Annotated in this window: 19 protein-coding genes and 1 pseudogene; 13 read left to right on the top strand and 7 right to left on the bottom strand. The window is 59.2% G+C overall.

What is annotated here, in order from left to right:
• Positions 1-417 precede the first annotated feature (417 nt).
• Genes MKS11_RS17855 through MKS11_RS17870 form a run of 4 tightly spaced genes read left to right on the top strand, consistent with a single transcriptional unit; the run spans position 418 to position 4,428 of the window.
• Positions 418-1,938 (top strand): amino acid ABC transporter permease/ATP-binding protein, encoded by a 1,521-nt coding sequence (locus MKS11_RS17855; protein ID WP_049116245.1) that lies wholly within the window; start codon positions 418-420, stop codon positions 1,936-1,938.
• A gap of 26 nt (positions 1,939-1,964) precedes the next feature.
• Positions 1,965-2,837: a phytanoyl-CoA dioxygenase family protein gene (locus tag MKS11_RS17860; RefSeq protein WP_032455926.1), complete on the top strand. Its 873-nt coding sequence runs from the start codon at positions 1,965-1,967 to the stop codon at positions 2,835-2,837.
• A 23-nt stretch (positions 2,838-2,860) separates the two neighbouring features.
• Positions 2,861-3,691 (top strand): ABC transporter substrate-binding protein, encoded by an 831-nt coding sequence (locus tag MKS11_RS17865; RefSeq protein ID WP_004204023.1) that lies wholly within the window; start codon positions 2,861-2,863, stop codon positions 3,689-3,691.
• Positions 3,692-3,696: 5 nt separating this feature from the next.
• A complete protein-coding gene (locus tag MKS11_RS17870; protein ID WP_284109638.1) occupies positions 3,697-4,428 on the top strand; it encodes a class II aldolase and adducin N-terminal domain-containing protein in 732 nt (243 codons plus the stop codon).
• An 18-nt stretch (positions 4,429-4,446) separates the two neighbouring features.
• Here MKS11_RS17870 and MKS11_RS17875 read toward each other — a convergent pair whose 3' ends face one another.
• Positions 4,447-5,337 (bottom strand): oxidoreductase, encoded by an 891-nt coding sequence (locus MKS11_RS17875; protein ID WP_087771368.1) that lies wholly within the window; start codon positions 5,335-5,337, stop codon positions 4,447-4,449.
• Between the two features lie 123 nt (positions 5,338-5,460).
• Complete coding sequence (locus MKS11_RS17880) at positions 5,461-6,960, bottom strand: aldehyde dehydrogenase family protein (protein WP_048294657.1); 1,500 nt, start codon at positions 6,958-6,960, stop codon at positions 5,461-5,463.
• Between the two features lie 235 nt (positions 6,961-7,195).
• Here MKS11_RS17880 and feaR point away from each other — a divergent pair, with 235 nt between their 5' ends.
• Positions 7,196-8,098 carry a transcriptional regulator FeaR gene (feaR, locus tag MKS11_RS17885; RefSeq protein ID WP_032455921.1) on the top strand — a complete coding sequence of 301 codons (903 nt, stop codon included), beginning with the start codon at positions 7,196-7,198 and terminating at the stop codon, positions 8,096-8,098.
• Here feaR and MKS11_RS17890 read toward each other — a convergent pair whose 3' ends face one another.
• From MKS11_RS17890 to MKS11_RS17900, 3 genes are read right to left on the bottom strand one after another with little or no spacing between them, the layout of a single operon-like run.
• Positions 8,099-8,422, bottom strand: coding sequence for a YdbL family protein (locus MKS11_RS17890; RefSeq protein ID WP_004204018.1), 324 nt, complete (start codon positions 8,420-8,422; stop codon positions 8,099-8,101).
• Positions 8,423-8,429: 7 nt separating this feature from the next.
• Positions 8,430-8,615 (bottom strand): YnbE family lipoprotein, encoded by a 186-nt coding sequence (locus tag MKS11_RS17895; protein WP_004204017.1) that lies wholly within the window; start codon positions 8,613-8,615, stop codon positions 8,430-8,432.
• Positions 8,612-11,251 (bottom strand): YdbH family protein, encoded by a 2,640-nt coding sequence (locus MKS11_RS17900; protein ID WP_087771367.1) that lies wholly within the window; start codon positions 11,249-11,251, stop codon positions 8,612-8,614. The genes MKS11_RS17895 and MKS11_RS17900 overlap by 4 nt, the downstream gene beginning before the upstream one ends.
• Positions 11,252-11,457: 206 nt before the next feature.
• On the opposite strand from MKS11_RS17900, the gene MKS11_RS17905 reads away from it, so the two are divergent.
• From MKS11_RS17905 to hslJ, 3 genes are all read left to right on the top strand, one after another.
• A complete protein-coding gene (locus MKS11_RS17905) occupies positions 11,458-11,958 on the top strand; it encodes a DedA family protein (protein WP_004204015.1) in 501 nt (166 codons plus the stop codon).
• 148 nt (positions 11,959-12,106) lie between these two features.
• A complete protein-coding gene (locus MKS11_RS17910; RefSeq protein ID WP_004204014.1) occupies positions 12,107-13,096 on the top strand; it encodes a 2-hydroxyacid dehydrogenase in 990 nt (329 codons plus the stop codon).
• 123 nt (positions 13,097-13,219) lie between these two features.
• Positions 13,220-13,660 carry a heat shock protein HslJ gene (gene hslJ, locus MKS11_RS17915; RefSeq protein ID WP_004204013.1) on the top strand — a complete coding sequence of 147 codons (441 nt, stop codon included), beginning with the start codon at positions 13,220-13,222 and terminating at the stop codon, positions 13,658-13,660.
• Between the two features lie 31 nt (positions 13,661-13,691).
• Here hslJ and MKS11_RS17920 read toward each other — a convergent pair whose 3' ends face one another.
• On the bottom strand, positions 13,692-13,955 hold the full coding sequence (locus tag MKS11_RS17920) for a DUF333 domain-containing protein (protein WP_004140155.1): 264 nt from the start codon (positions 13,953-13,955) through the stop codon (positions 13,692-13,694).
• A gap of 361 nt (positions 13,956-14,316) precedes the next feature.
• On the opposite strand from MKS11_RS17920, the gene nifJ reads away from it, so the two are divergent.
• From nifJ to MKS11_RS17945, 5 genes and pseudogenes are all read left to right on the top strand, one after another.
• On the top strand, positions 14,317-17,844 hold the full coding sequence (gene nifJ / locus MKS11_RS17925) for a pyruvate:ferredoxin (flavodoxin) oxidoreductase (RefSeq protein ID WP_017898746.1): 3,528 nt from the start codon (positions 14,317-14,319) through the stop codon (positions 17,842-17,844).
• 357 nt (positions 17,845-18,201) lie between these two features.
• The gene (ompK37, locus tag MKS11_RS17930) at positions 18,202-19,326 is read left to right on the top strand and encodes a porin OmpK37 (RefSeq protein ID WP_023318087.1); all 1,125 of its coding nucleotides are present in this window, start codon (positions 18,202-18,204) and stop codon (positions 19,324-19,326) included.
• A 142-nt stretch (positions 19,327-19,468) separates the two neighbouring features.
• Complete coding sequence (locus MKS11_RS17935) at positions 19,469-19,681, top strand: KTSC domain-containing protein (RefSeq protein ID WP_004203998.1); 213 nt, start codon at positions 19,469-19,471, stop codon at positions 19,679-19,681.
• An 81-nt stretch (positions 19,682-19,762) separates the two neighbouring features.
• Complete coding sequence (gene uspF, locus MKS11_RS17940) at positions 19,763-20,197, top strand: universal stress protein UspF (protein WP_023289426.1); 435 nt, start codon at positions 19,763-19,765, stop codon at positions 20,195-20,197.
• 338 nt (positions 20,198-20,535) lie between these two features.
• Positions 20,536-20,703 (top strand): annotated as a pseudogene (locus MKS11_RS17945) (SOS response-associated peptidase); the annotation flags it as partial.
• 291 nt (positions 20,704-20,994) lie between these two features.
• Here MKS11_RS17945 and MKS11_RS17950 read toward each other — a convergent pair.
• Complete coding sequence (locus tag MKS11_RS17950) at positions 20,995-21,255, bottom strand: bacteriocin immunity protein (RefSeq protein ID WP_077266838.1); 261 nt, start codon at positions 21,253-21,255, stop codon at positions 20,995-20,997.
• Positions 21,256-21,409: the final 154 nt, after the last annotated feature.

The raw sequence follows: 21,409 nt of genomic DNA on the forward strand, positions 1-21,409 counted from the left end.
CGTGCCACCCGCGAAAAATGGCGGCGCATTGCCCGCCAGGGGGCGATATTATTTATTCTCCTCCCGCGCCGGCACGGTTTATTTCCGCTTTTGCACCATCATGCAACACGCTGCACATTGAGCAGGCAGCGGTCGCCCCAGTTTCGCGCAAAATAACCTGCCTGCATAAAATATCGTTATTCAATTGCAGCTATTGTTTTTAAATTGTTTACGCAAAGTATCCTGATAATCACTTTAAATTCCATATCGTTAATAACGCTGTATAGTTTTTTTAAACTTAGAGACCAAAAATTTACTAATTGCCTCTGAAAGCATCCCGCCAGCATAGTGTATTCGCACGATGAACACCGGCGGCTCCCCATTAATGCACAGCCGAGCCGCTTTCATTTAGGTTAATTATGACGAGTGAAATAGCCCATGACGTTTAACTGGAACTACATGTTAAGCCTGCTCAGCGATGCCGATTTTTGGTGGGCCACCTGGACCGTCATTAAATTAAGTTTGCTGACCTGGGGCTGCAGTATTGTGCTCGGATTTATTCTGGCGCTGGCTAAACAGTCGCCGCGCGGCTGGTTATCCACCCCTGCCCGGCTGTATATCTGGTTATTTCGCAGTATGCCGCTGCTGGTCCTGCTGATTTTTGTCTACAACATGCCGCAGGCGCTGCCCTCCTTCGCGCCGGTGCTGAACGATCCCTTCTGGGCCGGCCTGCTGGCGATGGTCCTCAGCGAAGCGGCCTATATTGCCGAGATCCATCGCGGCGGGCTGCTCTCCATCCCCCGCGGGCAGAGTGAAGCCGCGCGGGCCCTGGGTTTACGCTACGCCGGGATCCAGTGGCGGGTGATCATTCCCCAGGCGCTGCGCGTCGCCCTGCCGGCGCTGGCCAATGAGTATATCGCCATTGTGAAGCTCAGTTCGCTGGTGTCGGTGATCTCCCTGACCGAAATATTGATGGTCGGCCAGCAGCTCTACTCGCAGAACTTTCTGGTCATGGAGACCATGACCGCCGTGGCGTTTTATTACATCTTTATCGTCACGGTGTTCGATTTTCTGCTGAAACGGCTGGAGAACTACCTCGATGTCACCCGACGCGACACCGCCCGGCCGGTGGATGCCGAGATGCAGCAGTTGGCGACCGCCCGTCGCCCGGCGATGGCGCGCAGCGTCTCCCAGGGCCAGGAGCCGGCGCTGCAGGCCTCTAAGCTGCATAAGGCCTACAATAATGTCGAAGTGCTGGGGGCGGTGAGCCTGCAGATCCAGCCCGGCGAAGTGGTCTCGGTTATCGGCCCGTCGGGCTCGGGGAAAACCACCCTCATTCGCCTGCTAAACGGTCTTGAGCAGATCGATAACGGCGAAATTCAGATTAACGGCCAGCCCTTTATTCATCTCGACCATCAGGGGCAGCAGAAGCCGCGCTTTATGGAGAATGCCGAACACCGTCTGAATATCGGCATGGTGTTCCAGAGCTTTAACCTGTTCCCGCATCTGACCGTGTTCGGCAATCTGCTGCTGGCCCCGCGCTATCACCATCTGGCGAGCGACACGGAGCTGCGCCAGCACGCCTGCGAGCTGCTGCACAAGGTGGGCATGCTGGAACACGCCTGGAAGTATCCGCACCAGCTCTCCGGCGGTCAACAGCAGCGGGTGGCGATCGCCCGCGCCCTGATGATGCGTCCGCAGATCATGCTGTTCGATGAGCCCACCTCGGCGCTGGATCCGGAAAAAGTGAATGAGGTGCTGCAGGTTATCGAATCCCTGGCCCACGAAGGCATCACGATGGTGATCGTCACCCACGAGATGAACTTCGCCTTCAAAGTGTCTGACCGGATCGTGTTTATGGAGAAAGGCCGGGTGGTGTGCGATGACACGCCGCAGGCGATGCGCAGCGGGCAACACCCGCGGGTCGAGGCCTTTCTGAAAGATGTTTCTCTGGCTTAATTATCGGGACGTGAAGAGGAAAAACTATGATTGCGCAGTGGCAAATTGAGCAGTTTCATCAGCAGGGTTATCTGGTGGTCGAAGGGGTGCTTTCCGCCGCCGACATCGCCACGCTGCAGAGCGATTTCGACGGCTGGGTCGAGGAGAGCCGCCGTCACGCGACGGCGTGGGGAGAAACCCTTGACGGGCGGCCGCGTTTCGATATCGAACGCGACCATGCTCCCGACCATCCGTCGCTGCGCCGGGTCGCCTCCCCGACGGAGATCTCCGAGGCCTATCGCCATACTGCGCTGAATTCGCGGATGGCGACCATTGCCGCGCAGCTGATCGGCGGCAACGGCACCCGTTTTCACCACAGCAAAATTAACTCCAAGCTGCCGCACACCGCCACCGAGGTGAAATGGCATCAGGATTTCCTCTTCACCCCGCACAGCAATGACGACATTATCACCGCCCTGCTGATGGTCAGCGAGGTGACTCCTGAGAATGGCCCGCTCAATGTGGTGCCGGGCAGCCATCAGGGGCCGCTGTGGTCCCACTGGCAGGAGGGTCGCTTCACCGGGGCGGTGGATGACGAGGTGGTGACGGCTCAGTGCCAGCAGCCGCAGGCCTGTTTTGGCCCGGCGGGCTCAGTCTGCTTTATGCATACCCGCCTGCTGCACGCCTCCAGCCCCAACGAAACCGCCCTGCCGCGCACCCTGTTCATCAGCGTCTACGCCGCCGAGGATGCGCTGCCCTTCGGCGAAAACCCGCTGCCGAGCCGCCATGCCGGCCAGCTGGTGGCCGGGGAAGAGAGCGGTCTGGTGCGCAGCACCAATAACCAGCTTCGCCTGCCGCAGAAGCCGCGCGGCGCTTCGTTTTTTGTTCAGCAGGCCGGTGCCGATCGCGCCAGCATGTAATTCGCCCACACTCCGGAGGTTTTATGACACGCTTTTTCGCACCACGCCCGCTGGCTCTGCTGCTCTGCGCAGCGGGGGCTCTGACATCCCTGAACGCGCTGGCCTTCCAGCAAAGCGGCAAGATCACCGCCGGTTCGGACATGACCTTTTTCCCTTACGAGTACATGGAGAACAACAAACCGGCGGGGTTTGATATTGAACTGCTCGACGGTCTGGCGAAGAGCATGGGCCGCGAGGCGGTGAATATCGACACCCGCTTCCCCAACCTGATCCCCGGACTGCAGGGCGGGCGCTTCGATATCACCAACTCGTCGATGTACATTACCGCCGAGCGCCTGAAGGTGATCGACATGGTGCCGTATCTGAAAAGCGGGGAAGCGATCCTCGCCCGCAAAGGGAGCGACTACCAGCCTAAGACGCCGGAAGACTTCTGCGGGCATAAAATCGGTTCGATGGGCGCCACCTCGTGGCTGGCGCAGTTGCAGAAGCTTTCCGCCGACTACTGCGTGAAGAAAGGGCTGAAGCCAATTGCGCTGAGCGTCTATACCACCGACCCGCAGACCACCCAGGCGCTGCTGTCGCGCGCAGTGGATGCGCAGATCACCGACGCCGCCGTGGCGCGCGGGGTGGTGGAAAAGCTGGGCGACCGGGTGGCGATCTCCTCTGACACCCTGATCTATCCGGTGCTGAACGGCTTTGGCGTTAAAAAAGGCAACACGGAGGTGAAAACCGCCCTCGAACAGGCGCTGAAAAAATACAGCGCGACGCCGGAATATGCCGCCTTGCTGAAGAAATATCACTTCCAGGCGCCGACGGCAGAGGATCTGCAGACCCTGATGCCGAAAGCGGAGTAATGCCCATGCGCGATTCCGATGAAGAGCAGATCCGCATCGACCTGGCGGCCACCTTTCGCATCATTGCCCATCTCGGCATGCATGAGGCGGTGGCCAACCATTTCAGCGCCGCGCTCTCCGCTGACGGGAAAACGTTTTTACTCAACCCGAAGTGGAAACACTTTTCGCGCATCCGCGCCAGCGATCTGCTGGTGCTGCACGCCGATGATGAACGTTGCGCCGCGCGACCTGACGTCGATGCCACCGCGTGGGCCATTCACGGGCAGATCCATCAGCGACTGCCCGACGTGCGGGTGGCGCTGCATCTGCACCCGGTGTACACCACCAGCCTCGCCTGTCTGGCGACGCCGCAGATCCTGCCCATCGACCAGAACACGGCCCGCTATTTTAACCGGGTCGCCGTCGATACCCTGTACGGCGGGATGGCGGACACCGCGGCAGAAGGCGCCCGGCTGGCGGGGCTGCTGACGGATAAACGCCGTCTGCTGATGGGCAACCATGGGGTGCTGTTGACCGCCCCGACTATCGGCGAAGCGTTCGACGATATCTGGACCCTGGAGCGCGCCTGTCAGATCCTGATCACCGCCTGGTCAACCGGCCAGCCGCTGAAGGTGCTGTCGGACGCGGTGGCGGAAAAAACCGCCCAGGACTGGGAGAAAATTGCCGATTTCTCCCGGCAGCACTTTGCCGAGATGAAGCAGTTGATGATCGACCTCGATCCCTCCCTGGTGGATTAACCCCGCGCCAGCCCGGGGTCAGCCCGGGCCGTCGCTGGCCGCCGCCAACAGCGGCACGATGATATCGCTGAGCGGCGTCGGTATGCCGTGTTGACGCCCGCGACGCTGTACCACCCCGTTACGAATATCCCACTCCAGCGGTCGGCCATGCAGGCGATCGATCAGAATAGAGGTGCTTAAGTCGGCAGGCGCCCGATGAAAGCCGGCGATGATCTCCTCCGGCACACTGTCGCTCAGGACGGCCCCTTCCGCCCGCGCCACCTGCAGGCATTCGCGCAGATAGGCCAGTCCGAGGGCGGTGATCTCCTCCCGGGCGAACATCCCGGCGCGTCGTCCGGTCAGCACCATCAGTCCGGCGACGGCGTTCTGCAGCAGTTTACGCCAGGCGACGCTGGTAAAATCCGCCGCCAGCTCCACCGCGCAGTGGGTTCCCGCCAGCGCCTGCTGCACCCGCTCCGCCCCCGGCAGATCCGGCAGCGTCAGGCGCGGCGCGGCGCGCAGCCAGATCGAAGCATCGGCGTCGCGCTGCGCCGGAAACCAGACCACCGACGGCAGCACCGTCGCGCCGCCGGTCAAAGGGGCAAACTGCTGGCGCTGCTCGACGCCGTTTTGCAGCACGCACACCACGGTGTCTGGCGAACACAGGGCCGCCAGCCACGGGGCGATGGCCTCCGTCTGGGTGGCCTTCACCGCGACAAACACCAGGTCGAAGGGGGCGGCTATCGCTGTCGGGTCGGTGAGCACCGGGCCGGGCACCACGATCTCGCCCTCATCAGTGCGCAGCACCAGCGACGAATGGGCAGTGCGCCCGCAAACCACCGGCGTCCTCCCCACCGCAAACAGGGCGGCGGCGATCGTGGTGCCGATGGCGCCAGGACCAATTAGTGCAACCTCAGGAAATGCAGTCATGCCGAAGTCCTCCTCATCATTCTCCGCCCTGCGCGGGCAAAGATTGCCCTTCACAGTAGCGAGAAAGAGCGGAGATCGGCAAGCGGGACGTCGGGAAAGCGATGCGCCTTCCCCGACGGAGGGCTAGTAACGCACGCAGACGGATTTAGTTTCGCACCAGCCGTCGAGCCAGTCCGGGCCGAAATCGCGACCGGTGCCGGACTGCTTCATGCCGCCGAACGGCAGGTTGGCGTCAATCAGGGTATGACTGTTGACCCATACCGTCCCGGCCTGCAGGCGATCGGTATAGTTGAGAGCCTGGGTCAGGTCGCGGGTCCAGACGCTGGCGGTCAGGCCAAAATCGCTGTCATTGGCCAGGCGCAGCGCCTCCTCGCCGTCGGCCACCCGCACCAGGTTCACCACCGGGCCAAACACCTCCTCGCGGGTGAGGCGCAGTCCGGCGTCCGGGTTAACCACCAGCGTCGGCGGAATATAGTACCCCCCCGCATCCGGTCCGGCGCTGCCGCTGATAAGCTCCGCCTTCTGCTGTCGGGCCTCTTCAAGGTAGGCCGCCACCTTGTCGCAGTGGGCCCGGGAGACCACCGGGTTGATCTGCGCCGTCTCCAGCATTCCCGGCCCTACCTGCAGTGATTTCACCGCCTGCTCGAAGCCGCTGACCAGGGTGTCAAACAGCGGCGCTTCAATGTAGATCCGCGAGCTGGCGGCGCAGACCTGCCCCTGGTTAAGGAAGCTGCCGGTCATCAGCCCCTCAATGACCCACTGGGGATCGGCGTCTTTAAGCACAATCGCCGGGTTCTTGCCGCCCAGCTCCAGCGTCACGCGGGTCAGGCGGTCGGCGGCCACCCGCGCAATCTGTTTCCCGGTGGCCGTCGAGCCGGTAAAGCTCACCTTCGCCACCTGCGGATGGGCGGTCAGCGCCGCGCCGCAGCCGGCGCCGCTGCCGGTGACCACGTTGAACACCCCGTCAGGAATGCCCGCCTGGGTCGCCAGCTCCGCCACCCGCAGCAGGGTCAGCGGGGTGGTTTCTGAGGGTTTAATGACGATCGAACAACCCGCCGCCAGCGCCGGCATCACCTTCCACATACCGATCATCAGCGGGAAATTCCACGGAACGATGCCCGCCACTACCCCCACCGGCTCTTTTTTGGTCCACGCCTGATAACGCGCCCCTTGCGGGAACGGGATCGAGACGTCCAGCGTCCGGCCGCTGATTTTGGTGGTCAGCCCGGCGGTGTAGCGCATCCAGTTCAGGGTGCAGCCGACCTCGAAGGCGCGGGAGATGGCGATGGATTTACCCTGCTCGAGGGTTTCCAGCTGCGCCAGCTCCTCGCCGTGCTGCTCCACCAGATCGGCAAAGCGCAGCAGGATGCGCTCGCGGTCGGCCGGGGTGCGCCCGGCCCAGCGGCGGTCGACGAAGGCACGCCAGGCGGACATCACCGCCCGGTCAACATCCGCCGGGCTGGCGTCGGCGGTGGTGGCGATCGCCTGCCCGGTGGCCGGATCCCAGACGGTTAACCGGTTTTCGCTCTGCGCGGCGCAGGGGGCGCCGTCGATATACAGGCCATGCTGACGGTCTAAAAACTGCTGGACGCTGGCAAGCAGCGCTATCTGAGAGGTGGACATACCCTTTCCTTATTCTTCGCGGATAGTGCTTTCAGTCTATGTCCGGTTGGCGGCTGGCGCTTTTTTCTCTGTGACATTCGTTTGCGCCGCTGTGACAGTCGCCGCAATTCCGTCGCCTGCCCTGACAGAAATGTGCCGCAGGTAATAGTTCTTTCATATACCCGACATCGCGCCCTTGCCTGAGGCGGCATAAATGCAACAATGCAGAAACATTATTATTACAGGAGAAGGGCGAATGATGACCACGGCTGAGGGGGGGCTGGCGTACCAGCGCTGGCTGGCGACGATCAATCAGGTCTGCGGCCATTTCGCCGCCCGGCCGCTGGAGGGCCGCTTTCACGGCGAGATTGACGCCCGCTACGCCGGCAGCCTCAAGGTCAGCACGGTCACCGCCGCCGGCGTCAATCTCTACCGCACGCGCAATGAGATAAAACGCGATAACGACGCCTGGTTCTATACCGTGTTTCAGCTCGCCGGCGAAGCGGTGATCGAACAGGACGATCGCCAGGTGACCCTGGCGGCAGGGGATATCACGTTGATCGATGCCGCCCGCCCGTGCTCTATCGTTTGGCAGCAGACCTCGCGTCAGGCTTCGCTGCTGCTGCCGCGCCAGCGGGTGGCGCCGACGGGCGAGATAGTTACCGCCTGCCGGCTGGATAAGTCTCTGCCGATGGTGCAGCTCAGCCAGCGACTGCTGCTGGAGAGTATGGGCGGCACGGCGCTCTCCGCCAGCGAAAGTGAAGCGGCGCTGGAGGCGATCGCCTGCCTGTTGCGCCCGGTGCTGCGCCAGCGTGAGCCGACCCCGTCCCGGCGGGACAAGCAGTTTCAGAAGATAATAGCGTTAATCGACGCATCCATTCAGTCGGAGCATCTGCGGCCGGAGTGGCTGGCCAGCGAGATGGGAATGTCGGTGCGCAGCCTCTATCGGCTGTTTGCCGACAAAGGGCTGGTGGTGGCGCAGTATATTAAGAACCGGCGGCTGGATCTGTGCGCCCGGGCGTTACAGGACGTCCACGATGACGAAAAGCTGGCGGGGATCGGCTACCGCTGGGGCTTCAGCGACCATAGCCATTTCTCCACCGCCTTTAAGCAGCGCTTTGGCGTCTCGCCGGGCGAATACCGCAAGCGCTGCCGCTAATTATTTGCGCAGCCACTGGCCGTTTAGCCCCTGAACGTACTCGCCGGGTTGAGCGCGGGCAACCAGTTTCTGTCCGGCCATTTTCGCTACCTCATCCACCGGCAGATTGTTGTCATCCGCCAGCTGCTGGTAGCTTTCACTGCGCGCGGCGTTGATCTGTTTCACCAGCGCCAGCGTCTCTTTATCCTGACGCAGCGGCGCCAGATAGCCGTTCAGCGTCTCCCCCACCCGCCCCTGCTGGCGCGCTTCGCTCAGGGTTAACGCCAGCGCGGGCGCGCTGAGCAGAGTCAGCGCCAGCGCCGCGGTTAACAGTCGTTTTCTCATCGTCGCCTCAGAACAAATCGCTGCGGGATTTCAGCAGGTTTTCCACATCCTTATCGACCTTGATATGGATCTCATGCTCAATTTTGACATTCATATTGATGGTGATGGGCTCTTTCGACGCCGCAATTTCGATACGCGGCGTACAGCCGGCGAGCAGCATCGACGCCACTATGGCCAGTAACAGCTTCTTCATTTAGGTTCCTTACATGTCTTACCGTCCGTACAGCGCCGCACGGGCAGCGTGGCATTTTGCTCAAGCCACGCCTGTAAATTGTCGCCGAAGCGTAAACTGCGCCACAGATCGAAAATATTCTCCTCATGAGCGTAGTTTAAATGCACGGTACTGCTTTTCCCGTCCACCCGGCTGGTGCCGTTGATGGCGGCTTTAAGCGTCAGCACGCCCAGATTGTTCAGGTTAATCTGCGTCGATGAACGGGAGATCTCCATATAGCGCAGCCAGTTGATCGCCGCCCCGGCGGAGACGTTGTCCGCCACCAGCGCATCGGCGGTGTCTTTATCCAGCCGCAGGGTCATCGGTCCGTCATTGCGCAGCCAGCCGTCATGGATAATCCATTGATTGTTCTCCAGCCACAGCGGCAGCGCGCCGCTCACCGCCCCGGACATGGCGAACTGCTTCACCTTGACCGCGCTGGTCAGTTCGCTGCTGGAGATATGCTGCAGACGGATCAGCGCCGGGTCGCGCTGCGGCATGCGCAGCTGCAGCAGGGTCAGCTTGCCGCCTAACAGGTCGACGCTGACGTCGCTAAGCTGCAGTGGATTGGCCTCGCTCCACGGCCAGGTGCCCTGCAGGTCCGCCGTCAGGTTGCGCGCGGTGACTTGGTTGACGATTTCGCCAATGCGCAGGGAGACCGGACGGCGGGTGCCCAGCTGCCAGTGGCCGTCGCTGAAGCGGAACGGCAGGACGAAGTCGACGCCGTTGATCTGGTTATCCGGCATCCAGGCGCTGCCGCCCTTCAGGACGCCATGGCCGCCTGCCTCAAATCCCTGCCCGGCTGCCGCCGAGAAGGCCACCTGCGCATAGAGACTGCCTTCGCGCAGGTTCATCTTCCAGTCCGGCGGCACCAGCGGCTGGAATACCGTCAACGACTGTTTTGGCCACCACGCCTGACCGCGCAGCCGTTCGCCATCCCAGCGCCCGGTCAACCGCACCGGGCCAATGGTATCGGCGTGCAGCGCGCCGGTGAACTGGAACCACGTCGGGTCCCGGCCGTCGAGGGCGAATTTCAGCGTCGATGCCGGAAGATAGCTGCCGCCGGTGAAGGTAGTTTTTGCCGCATCCAGCGACAGCGCGCCGGTCAGCCGAGGATGCTCAGCATCGCGCAGCCAGCGGATCGGCTGCTCGAGGGTCAGACGCGGCGTGCTGACCCGCATCGTGCCGTACTCGAGCTTGTCGAAACCCGTGGAGAGGCTGCTCAGCGTAATGGCATTGTCCCGCCACTCACCGCTGCCCTTCACATCCCAGCGCGCCTGCATAGGCGTGAAATGCCCCTCGCCCCAGTAGCGCCACTGCCAGCGGCCGCTGTCGGGCAGAAAATCGTTCGCCAGACCGTCCAGGTGCAACGTAAAGTCGCCCATCTGCTGCTCATGGGCGCGGAGGATCGCCTGCAGGCGGCCATCGACGCCCTGCTGCGTGACCTTTACCCCGGCCAGCGGCCAGCGAATTTCGTCAATGTTCAGCGCGTCGATCACCCGCCCGCGCGAACGCAGTAGCGCCCCGGGGTGAAACGCCAGCTGCGGGCTGACCAGCGACCCGCTGAGCTGGGCCGGCAGCGCGGCGTAAAAGATCATCTCCCCCAGCTTGGCCTCGCCGGTGAGTCGCAGCGGCAGGTCGCTGTTATCCATGCTCAGCTTGCCCGGGCCGATATTCAGCACCGCGTTGCCTTTTCCGGCATGCCCCTCGGTGAGAACATTCAAGCGACCGCTGACGATCATCTGTTCCGTGCCCTGCTGCCAGTTACCCACCGACAGCGCCACGCGGCCGCTCAGCGGATACGCCTCGTAGCGGGTGCGCCAGCGGCCGTCGCTGATGGTGATCCGCACCGGAGTGATCTCCCACGGCAGGTCGAGAATGGGCTCCACCTCGCCGCGCGGGGTGACCAGCAGCTGGCCGCGATTATGCTGCCACGTCAGCTCGGCATCGATCCATTCCGCAGTCTGCGGGAATTCGAAGGTGCCCTGCATCTGGCCATCGACCGGCAGGCCATCCGGCACCAGCGGCAGATGGAAGGTACCCACCAGCTTCACCGGCGGCTGATCGTCAGCCAGCCGGGCGCTGAACTGGCTGACGGTAAGCGCCTGGCCGCGCAAGCGCGCCTGCAGGCTCAAATCGTTACCGGCAAAGCCGATATCCTGCTGCGCAGGGGTCAGTGACATCACCAGCCGCCCCTGCCATTTTTCCCACGGCGACAGCCGCAGGTTATCAATAGTTAACCAGCTGTAGGGCAGCATCGATTGCCATTCGGCAAGGGTGCGCGGCGATCCGGGCGTGGGATCGCTGGCCGGCAGTTTGCTCAGGCAGGCGCTGTTGATCTCCAGTTGGTCAATATGCAGCCGCCAGCGGCTGGGGCGCGAGAGACGGGCATCGGTCACCCTGGCGAGTTCACACTCGCCCACCAGATAGCGCAGATCGGGGATCAGCAGGGCGGAACGCGTAAGACGCGGGCTCTCCTGCATAGCGATATGAGTGCCCACGGGCAGCCAGATGCCCGCCAGCGTCGGCACCCAGTGGGTCAGCGTCAACAGCAGGGTTAGCGGCAGTAACACCAGCGCTAACACCAGCGCGATGGCGGCTTTATATTTACCCTTCATGGGCAGTTAATATCCTGATTCAACATAAGTAAAAGCCGAAAGGCGCCCATTGTGACACGTTCGACCAGTGAGTGAAAGTTTGCGACCTGTTAAAGCATAGTTGCCAGCCGGTATCGCGGCGCGGCGATCGGCCGTCACCATTTAACCTTTGTTTAAGCACCCCCTGCCACACTCCAGAAAGATAGGTATTGCTTGCGGGAGAGACGGTGTCGTTAATTATCTCGCTCATTGAGAGCGCACAGGGCCACTATCCATTGGTATTACTGATGGTTTTCTTGCTCACTTTCACTAAATCCTGCGCGCTGGTGTCGCTGGCCATCCCGGGCACCTCCGGCCTGCTGCTGCTGGGGACATTCGCTTCCGCCAGCCTCGGTCATTTCCTGCTAATGTGGTCCAGCGCCAGCCTCGGCGCCATCGGCGGATTCTGGCTCTCGTGGTGGTTGGGCGTTCGCTATCGTCACCGCCTTACGCAGTTACGCTGGCTGACCGCCGAGCGGCTGGCCCGCAGCCGACTCTTTTTTCAGCGCCGAGGGCTGTGGGCGGTCTTTTTCAGCCGCTTTCTCTCTCCCCTGCGCGCCACCCTGCCCCTGGTCAGCGGCGCCAGCGGCCTGCCGCTGTGGTCGTTTCAGCTGGCTAACGTCAGCTCCGGTCTGCTGTGGCCGTTTCTGCTGCTCTCCCCCGGCGCTTTAAGCCTGAGTTTGTGGTAAAAAAAACTTTGTCTTTCAAAGAGATTCCTCAAATCCGCGATATGCTCTAGAATTAGGATAAGCACCTGCCATTTAAACTATTTTTTAATAATTGTACGATTATTTTAAATATGCTACCGTGACGTTATAATCACTGGAGAAAAGTCTTATGAAAATCGCGGTTTACAGTACGAAGCAGTACGATAAAAAGTACCTGCAGCACGTGAATGATACCTACGGCTTTGAACTGGAATTCTTCGACTTCCTGCTGACAGAGAAAACCGCCAAAACCGCCAACGGTTGCGAAGCGGTATGCATCTTCGTCAATGACGACGGCAGCCGTCCGGTGCTGGAGGAGCTGAAGGCCCACGGCGTGAAGTATATCGCCCTGCGCTGCGCCGGGTTTAACAACGTCGACCTCGAGGCGGCGAAAGAGCTTGGCCTGCGCGTCGTGCGCGTCCCGGCCTACTCGCCGGAAGCGGTGGCTGAGCATGCGATCGGCATGATGATGTCGCTTAACCGCCGCATCCACCGCGCCTATCAGCGTACCCGTGATGCTAATTTCTCCCTGGAAGGCCTCACCGGTTTCACCATGTATGGCAAAACCGCCGGGGTGATTGGCACCGGGAAAATTGGCGTGGCGATGCTGCGGATCCTCAAAGGTTTTGGCATGCGTCTGCTGGCGTTCGACCCGTACCCAAGCGCCGCCGCGCTGGAGTTGGGGGTGGAATATGTCGACCTCGCCACGCTGTACAAGGAGTCGGACGTGATCTCCCTGCACTGCCCGCTGACCGACGAAAACTACCATCTGCTCAATCGCGGGGCTTTCGATCAGATGAAGGACGGAGTGATGGTGATTAACACCAGCCGCGGCGCGCTGATCGACTCCCAGGCGGCCATCGATGCCCTGAAGCACCAAAAAATTGGCGCGCTGGGGCTGGACGTTTATGAGAACGAACGCGATCTGTTCTTCGAAGACAAATCCAACGACGTGATCCAGGATGACGTCTTCCGTCGCCTCTCCGCCTGCCACAACGTGCTGTTCACCGGCCATCAGGCGTTCCTCACCGCCGAGGCGCTGATCAGCATTTCGGAGACCACCCTGGGCAATCTGCAGCAGGTCGCCAACGGTGAAACCTGCCCGAACGCTATCGTCTGATTCCTTTCCCTTTTGTGCTCCTCTCCCCGGGGGGAGCACATTCAGATAATCCCCACAGATCCCCGCTGCGATACCGTTACACTGGCTTTGTTTTATTAGTAATGTGAATGTTTTGGAGTGAAAATGAACAAATTTGCGGCATTACTGGCGGCAGGGTTGCTGCTGTCCGGCTGTGTCTATAACAGTAAGGTGTCCACCGGCGCGGAACAGCTACAGCATCATCGTTTCGTGCTGACCAGCGTCAACGGCCAGGCGGTAAACGCTGGCGACCGGCCGCTGGAGCTGAGCTTCGGCGAGAAGATGGCTATCACCGGCAATATGTATGTTTCGGGCAATATGTGCAACGGCTTCAGCGGGGAAGGTAAGGTGTCGGACGGCGAGCTGAAGGTCAAATCGCTGGCGATGACCCGGATGCTGTGCCACGATGCCCAGCTTAATACCCTTGATGCGACCATTGGTAAGATGCTGCGCGAGGGCGCGCAGGTCGATCTGACGGAAAACCAGTTGACGCTGGCGACCGCCGACCAGACGCTGGTCTATAAGCTCGCCGACCTGATGCACTAGCCGGCGTTTTGAGCCCGCTGCGGAGCTGCCATTAATAGCCGCAGCTTCCGCCCGCCAGCGCCTGCTCGCTGCAGCGTTTACCGTTCGGCAGCGCGCACATGCCAATCGCTGAACCATCGAGCTGACGAGCCACCGATAACGAGCCGCCTATCATGGCGCAGTTGGCCTGACCGGCGTCGCTCATCGCCGCCCGCATTCCTGGCGTGACGTGCGCCGCCGTGGCCTGCTGAACGGGTTCACTACTGCACGCCGACAGCAACAGCGCCGCACATCCCACTAACATCGCAGCTCGCATTTTCTCTCCCCTCGGAAACGTCTTAAATAGCAAACCCAAGAATAATAGGCAGCGTGGCGCGCGGCGTCGAGAGGGGAAGTACGTATTTATGCGTCTCATTAACATTTTCTAGCAAATTTCTGCGTAAAGGTTGATCTGCACAGGGATACTCACCGGGCGATGGCTCGCCTTCACGTCCAGAAAAGCTACTTTCTCCGCGAACTGCGCAAAATATTGATCTGGTCACGGGTAGCCGTCGTATTGAGGACACAAATGCAAAAATGGCGGCGCCAACGGTTTGCTAAACTACCTCTTATATAATTACAGGGCGCGTCGCGGTTTCACGCGTCCATTCTTTTGCGCAATGTAAGGGTGTCTTCATATGATTACGATTGATGGTAATGGCGCGGTCGCTTCCGTCGCGTTTCGCACCAGTGAAGTTATCGCCATCTACCCGATCACGCCCAGTTCAACGATGGCGGAACAGGCTGACGCCTGGGCCGGCAATGGGCTGAAAAACGTCTGGGGCGATGTGCCACGCGTGGTCGAAATGCAGTCGGAGGCAGGCGCCATTGGCGCCGTACATGGCGCGCTGCAGACTGGCGCCCTCTCCACGTCCTTTACCTCATCGCAGGGCCTGCTGCTGATGATCCCCACGCTGTACAAACTGGCCGGCCAGCTGATGCCGTTTGTCCTGCACGTCGCCGCCCGCACTGTCGCCACCCACGCGCTGTCGATCTTCGGCGACCATTCCGATGTGATGGCCGTGCGTCAGACCGGGTGCGCCATGCTGTGCGCCAGCAGCGTTCAGGAAGCGCAGGATTTCGCGCTGATCTCGCATATCGCCACCCTGCAAAGCCGGGTGCCGTTTATTCATTTCTTTGATGGTTTCCGCACTTCGCACGAAATCAACAAAATCGCCCCGCTGGCGGATGACACGATTCGCGCCCTGCTGCCGCAGGAGAAAATCGCTGAGCATCGCCAGCGCGCGCTCAATCCGGAACACCCGGTGATCCGCGGGACCTCCGCTAACCCTGACACCTACTTCCAGTCGCGGGAGGCCACCAACCCGTGGTACGACGCGGTTTATGATCATGTCGAGAAAGCGATGGATGACTTCGCCGCCGCCACCGGCCGCCAGTACAAACCGTTTGAGTTTTACGGCCATCCGCAGGCGGAACGCGTGATCGTCATTATGGGCTCGGCCATCGGCACCTGCGAAGAGGTGGTCGATGAACTGCTGAGCCGCGGCGAGAAAGTCGGCGTCCTGAAAGTGCGCCTCTATCGCCCATTCTCCGCCGCCCACCTGCTGGCAGCGCTGCCGGAGAGCGCCCGGGCGGTGGCGGTGCTGGATCGCACCAAAGAACCTGGCGCGCACGCGGAGCCACTGTATCTCGACGTGATGACCGCCCTGGCGGAAGCCTTTAACCGCGGCGAGCGCGAGACGCTGCCGCGGACCATCGGCGGCCGCTACGGTCTCTCTTCCAAGGAGTTCGGTCCGGAATGCGTGCTGGCGATATTCCATGAGCTGCAGGCCGCCCAGCCGAAGCCGCGCTTTACCGTCGGCATCTATGACGACGTGACCAACCTGTCGCTGCCGCTGGGCGAAAATACTCTGCCATCAGAGGCCAAGCTCGAAGCGCTGTTCTACGGCCTCGGCAGCGACGGCAGCGTGTCGGCCACCAAAAACAATATCAAAATCATCGGCAATTCCACCCCGTGGTTCTCCCAGGGGTACTTTGTCTATGACTCGAAGAAGGCGGGCGGCCTGACCGTCTCCCATCTGCGGGTCAGCGAAAAGCCGATTCGTTCTTCGTATCTGATTTCGCAGGCCGATTTCGTTGGCTGCCACCAGCTGCAGTTTATCGATAAATACCAGATGGCCGAGCGGCTGAAGCCCGGCGGCATTTTCCTGCTCAACACGCCGTACAGCGCCGATGAAGTCTGGTCCCGCCTGCCGCAGGAAGTACAGGCCACTCTGAATCAGAAAAAAGCGCGTTTTTACGTGGTCAACGCGGCGAAGATCGCCCGCGAATGTAGCCTCGGGGCGCGCATTAATACCGTGATGCAGATGGCGTTCTTCCATCTGACTCACATCCTGCCTGGCGACAGCGCGCTGGCGGAACTGCAGGCGGCCATCGCCAAAAGCTACAGCAGCAAAGGCCAGGAGCTGGTGGAACGCAACTGGCAGGCGCTGGCCCTGGCCCGCGAATCGCTGGCGGAAGTGCCGCTGCAGCCGGTGAATGCCAACAGTCCGAACCGCCCGCCGGTGGTCTCCGACGCCGCGCCGGATTTCGTCAAAACGGTCACCGCCGCGATGCTGGCCGGTCTCGGCGATGCGCTGCCGGTCTCCGCCCTGCCGCCGGACGGCACCTGGCCCATGGGCACCACGCGCTGGGAGAAACGCAACATCGCCGAAGAGATCCCCATCTGGAAGGAAGCGCTATGTACCCAGTGCAACCACTGCGTCGCCGCCTGCCCGCACTCGGCGATCCGCGCCAAAGTGGTCGCACCGGAAGAGATGGAGAACGCCCCTGCCAGTCTGCACTCGCTGGACGTCAAGTCCCGCGATATGCGCGGGCAGAAATACGTACTGCAGGTCGCCCCGGAAGACTGCACCGGCTGCAACCTGTGCGTGGAAGTGTGCCCGGCAAAAGATCGCCAGAATCCGGAGATCAAGGCCATCAATATGATGTCCCGCCTGGAGCATGTGGAAGAGGAGAAAGTGAATTACGATTACTTCCTCAACCTGCCGGAAATCGACCGCAGCAAACTGGAGCGTATTGATATCCGCACTTCGCAGCTGATCAGCCCGCTGTTTGAATACTCCGGCGCCTGCTCCGGCTGTGGCGAAACGCCGTATATCAAACTGCTGACCCAGTTGTATGGCGACCGGATGCTGATTGCCAATGCCACCGGCTGCTCATCCATTTACGGCGGCAACCTGCCCTCGACCCCGTACACGACCGACGCCAACGGCCGCGGCCCGGCGTGGGCCAACTCGCTGTTTGAGGATAACGCTGAATTCGGGCTCGGCTTCCGCTTAACCGTCGATCAACATCGTCAGCGCGTGATGCGCCTGCTGAGCGAATTCGCCGACCAGCTGCCGGCAGAGCTGAACGCGGCGCTGCATGCCGAGGCGACGCCGGAAGCGCGCCGTGAACAGGTGGCGGCCCTGCGCCAGGCGCTGACCGGCGTGCAAGGCGCTGAAGAGCTGCTGACCGATGCCGACGCGCTGGTGGAGAAATCCGTCTGGCTGATCGGCGGCGACGGCTGGGCCTACGATATCGGCTTCGGCGGCCTGGATCATGTGCTGAGCCTGACGGAAAACGTCAACATTCTGGTGCTGGATACCCAGTGTTACTCCAACACCGGCGGCCAGGCGTCAAAAGCCACCCCGCTGGGGGCGGTCACTAAGTTTGGCGAGCACGGTAAACGCAAGGCACGCAAAGATCTTGGCGTCAGCATGATGATGTATGGTCATGTCTATGTGGCGCAGATTTCGCTGGGCGCGCAGCTGAACCAGACGGTGAAAGCGATTCAGGAAGCGGAAGCCTATCCGGGGCCGTCGCTGATCATCGCCTACAGTCCTTGCGAAGAGCATGGCTACGATCTGGCGCTCAGCCACGATCAAATGCGTCAGCTGACCGCCACCGGCTTCTGGCCGCTCTACCGCTTCGACCCACGTCGGGCGGAAGAAGGCAAGATCCCGCTGGCGCTCGACTCTCGCCCACCGTCAGACGCCCTGGCTGAGACGCTGCTCAATGAGCAACGCTTCCGTCGCCTGAATGCGCAGCAGCCGGAAGTGGCGGAGCAGCTGTGGAAAGATGCTGCCGCCGACCTGCAGAAGCGCTACGACTTCCTCGCCCAGCTGGCTGGCAAAGCGGAGAAATCACCGAGCGAGAGCTAAGGTTATTTTCCATCCCGGAGCCATAAAAAAAGCCCGAACATGAAGTTCGGGCTTGTCGTTTTACCGATAACAAAACCATTCCGCAGAATGAGACGGCAAATAAAAATGCTTGGCATGACAATAAAGGCATATAACGCTCGAATAATACGCGATCAAACTGACCATGTATAATTTTTATTTTGTATATTAGTTGAAGATGTATTCATCATAATTATCACCATTACTTCAGTATTATTTTATTTAGAATTTACTTATATCGTAACAATTGAGTCTTACCATATCTCAGACCGCTCCTTTAGCATGAGTTCACTTCCTTCCCGGAAGCTAAAACATAAAAACAGTTAAAGGAATTTCTTCATGAAAAGAAAAGTACTGGCCCTCGTTATTCCGGCTTTATTAGCCGCTGGCGCCGCGCATGCGGCGGAAATTTATAATAAAGACGGAAATAAATTAGATGTCTATGGCAAGGTAGACGGTCTGCACTATTTCTCCAGCGACTCGAAAAAAGACGGCGACCAAACTTACGTTCGCTTTGGCTTTAAAGGCGAAACCCAGATCAACGATATGCTCACCGGTTACGGCCAGTGGGAATACAACGTTCAGGCCAACAATACCGAAAGCGCCGGCGATCAGGCGTGGACCCGTCTGGCCTTCGCCGGTATCAAAGTGGGCGATTACGGTTCCTTCGACTACGGTCGTAACTACGGCGTGCTGTACGACGTCGAAGGCTGGACCGATATGCTGCCGGAGTTCGGCGGCGACTCTTACACCTATGCGGATAACTTTATGGCAGGCCGCGCCAACGGCGTCGCGACCTACCGTAACAGCGACTTCTTCGGTCTGGTAGACGGTCTGAACTTCGCCCTGCAGTATCAGGGTAAAAACGAAGGCCAGAACGCCCAGGACATCAACGTCGGCACCAACAACCGCAGCAGCGACAGCGATGTTCGCTTTGACAACGGCGACGGTTTCGGTCTTTCCACCTCCTATAACTTCGGCATGGGCATCAGCGCGGCAGCGGCCTACACCTCATCTGACCGTACCAACGACCAGATGACCCAGACCAACGCCCGTGGCGATAAAGCTGAAGCCTGGACCGCTGGCCTGAAGTACGACGCCAACAATATCTACCTGGCGACCATGTACTCTGAAACCCGCAACATGACCCCTTACGGCAACGACGGCGTGGCCAACAAAACGCAAAACTTCGAAGTCACCGCTCAGTATCAGTTCGACTTTGGTCTGCGTCCGGCTATCTCCTATCTGCAGTCCAAAGGCAAAGATCTCTATAATACCGGCAGCTACGCCGATAAAGATCTGGTCAAATATATGGACGTCGGCGCCACCTATTACTTCAACCGTAATATGTCAACCTACGTTGATTACAAAATCAATCTGCTGGATGACAACGACAGCTTCTACAAAGACAACGGTATCTCTACCGACAACATCGTCGCGTTGGGCCTGGTTTACCAGTTCTGATGCGCCAGCCCGCCGGTTCCGGCGGGCTTTCTCTCTCTGCATCGCAGCAGCTAAAACAAAACAATATATCCCACCGCTTAAAATAAGCGTCCGTTTAGTGATATAGTCGTGCTCAGTCAGTGCCTGCCCGAGGACGTCCATCATGCATCATCACCCGGTTAAATCTTCCCGAATTATCTCTGTCGCCTATGATGACGCTTCCGCCACGCTGGAAATTTGTTTTTATCACCAGCCGCCGTTGCAATATACCGGCGTTCCACCGCGTATTTTTCGTGACTTTTTACAGGTGGTGTCAAAAGGTCGCTTTTATGACGGCGTGATAAAGGGAAAATTTCCCGAACACAAGTCACGTTAATGTCAAAGTGTGACTGCGGTCATGATACAAAACGTGCCATAATGCCGTACAATATGAGGGGATACTTAAACAGGAGGTTTTATGAGCAGAATGATTCTTGTCCCCATCGATATCTCTGATAAAGAATTTACTGAACGCATTATCAGTCACGTTGAATCGGAAGCGCGGATTGACGACGCTGAGGTCCATTTCCTCTCCGTTATCCCTTCCCTGCCTTATTATGCCTCACTGGGAATGGCCTATACCGCCGAACTGCCTGGTATGGATGAGCTGCGTGAAGGAACGGAAACGCAGCTTAAAGAACTCGCGAAACAGTTCTCTATCCCGGAAGATCGGAAACATTTTCACGTTGCCGAAGGATCGCCAAAAGATAAGATCCTGGCCCTCGCCAGGTCGCTACCCGCCGACCTGGTGATCATCGCTTCGCACCGGCCGGATATCACCACCTATCTGCTGGGCTCCAACGCCGCCGCGGTGGTCCGCCACGCCGAGTGCTCGGTGCTGGTCGTCCGCTAGCGCCATAGCCCGCCGCCCGGCGGGCTGTTTATTTTTACTTCTGCTCCACCAGCTTGCCTGCCCGCAGCGGAAAGTGCCGGAAAGATGCTGACATTCCGCCCCTGAATCCGTACCATACACGCCACGGTTGTCTGTCAGACCTCATTAATTGCTACGCGCCAGCGCCACGTTGTCCAGCGGCTGGCAGAACGCGTGCTCTTCTGATGCCACACTATGAATTGAGCCACTATTACATGCTGCAAAATCAAGAAATCAGTAAAAATGTACAACACCAATAAGTTGTGCCCCCTCCAACCAACTGAATTTATTTTATATTTACATACAGCCAGCCCCCACAGCGCCGGCCGCTGGTCCTGGTACCTGAATCCACCCGGGAATGGATGAGGCAGGCTATTCGAGGAAAAGAGGTGAATGAGATAATTGCAGATGGTGCGGAACCTGCTGATCATTTCACATGGCACCCCGTTTTCCGAGCGGTGGACAACGTTAGGAATCAGGGGGCGTAATTGATTGAGGCTATTAAAATCCAATAACCTGATAATACCCGCACTATGCTGAAAGCAGACCTTGGTGTTCTGATTGCCTTTTGCATCGGGAATGCCCTCAAAGCGCATAAGTTAAGGAAGTTGCTCAGGCTCCGACGGCATCTTTAGGGCTGGTTGATAAAAAATCAAAATTGTGAACTACTTTCACCGATAATAAATTCAACGTAATAAAAAACCGCCGGCGCGAGTTTCAATCAGAAGTCATCTATTATCACGTTAAGATAGGTAAGATAACGCAACTGTACCGATCAGCTACTCTTTGAAACCAGGCTTGCCATTCCTGGCCCGCCATTCTTTCACTTCCTTAACAACCCTTTCCGGACTATCCTCTCGGCCCTTTGGAGGATAGAAAATTACATCAGAACCATTAGGGTGTTCAGTGATACGTTCAAACTCTAAAACATTTTGCACATCTTCATCTTCGGTTGTATTATCCGGTTTAAATATCTTTTCCACAAAAGCTAAAAACTCAGATTCGGTGTAATCAGAAATGCTTTTTTTATTGTCCATCATTTACCACCATTGCTTAGTGAACTTCGACATGGCTTTTTGTGCATCATAACTCGCCAGTTCTCAATACCATACACATCACCGGTATTTTAATAGCTTTTGCGTGTTCTAATTCATGTTTAAGCCTTCCCCCGACATGCTCATTTTACGAATGAAC

It is taken from the genome of Klebsiella sp. K5-45 (assembly GCF_030128605.1).
Taxonomy (GTDB): domain Bacteria; phylum Pseudomonadota; class Gammaproteobacteria; order Enterobacterales; family Enterobacteriaceae; genus Klebsiella; species Klebsiella quasipneumoniae.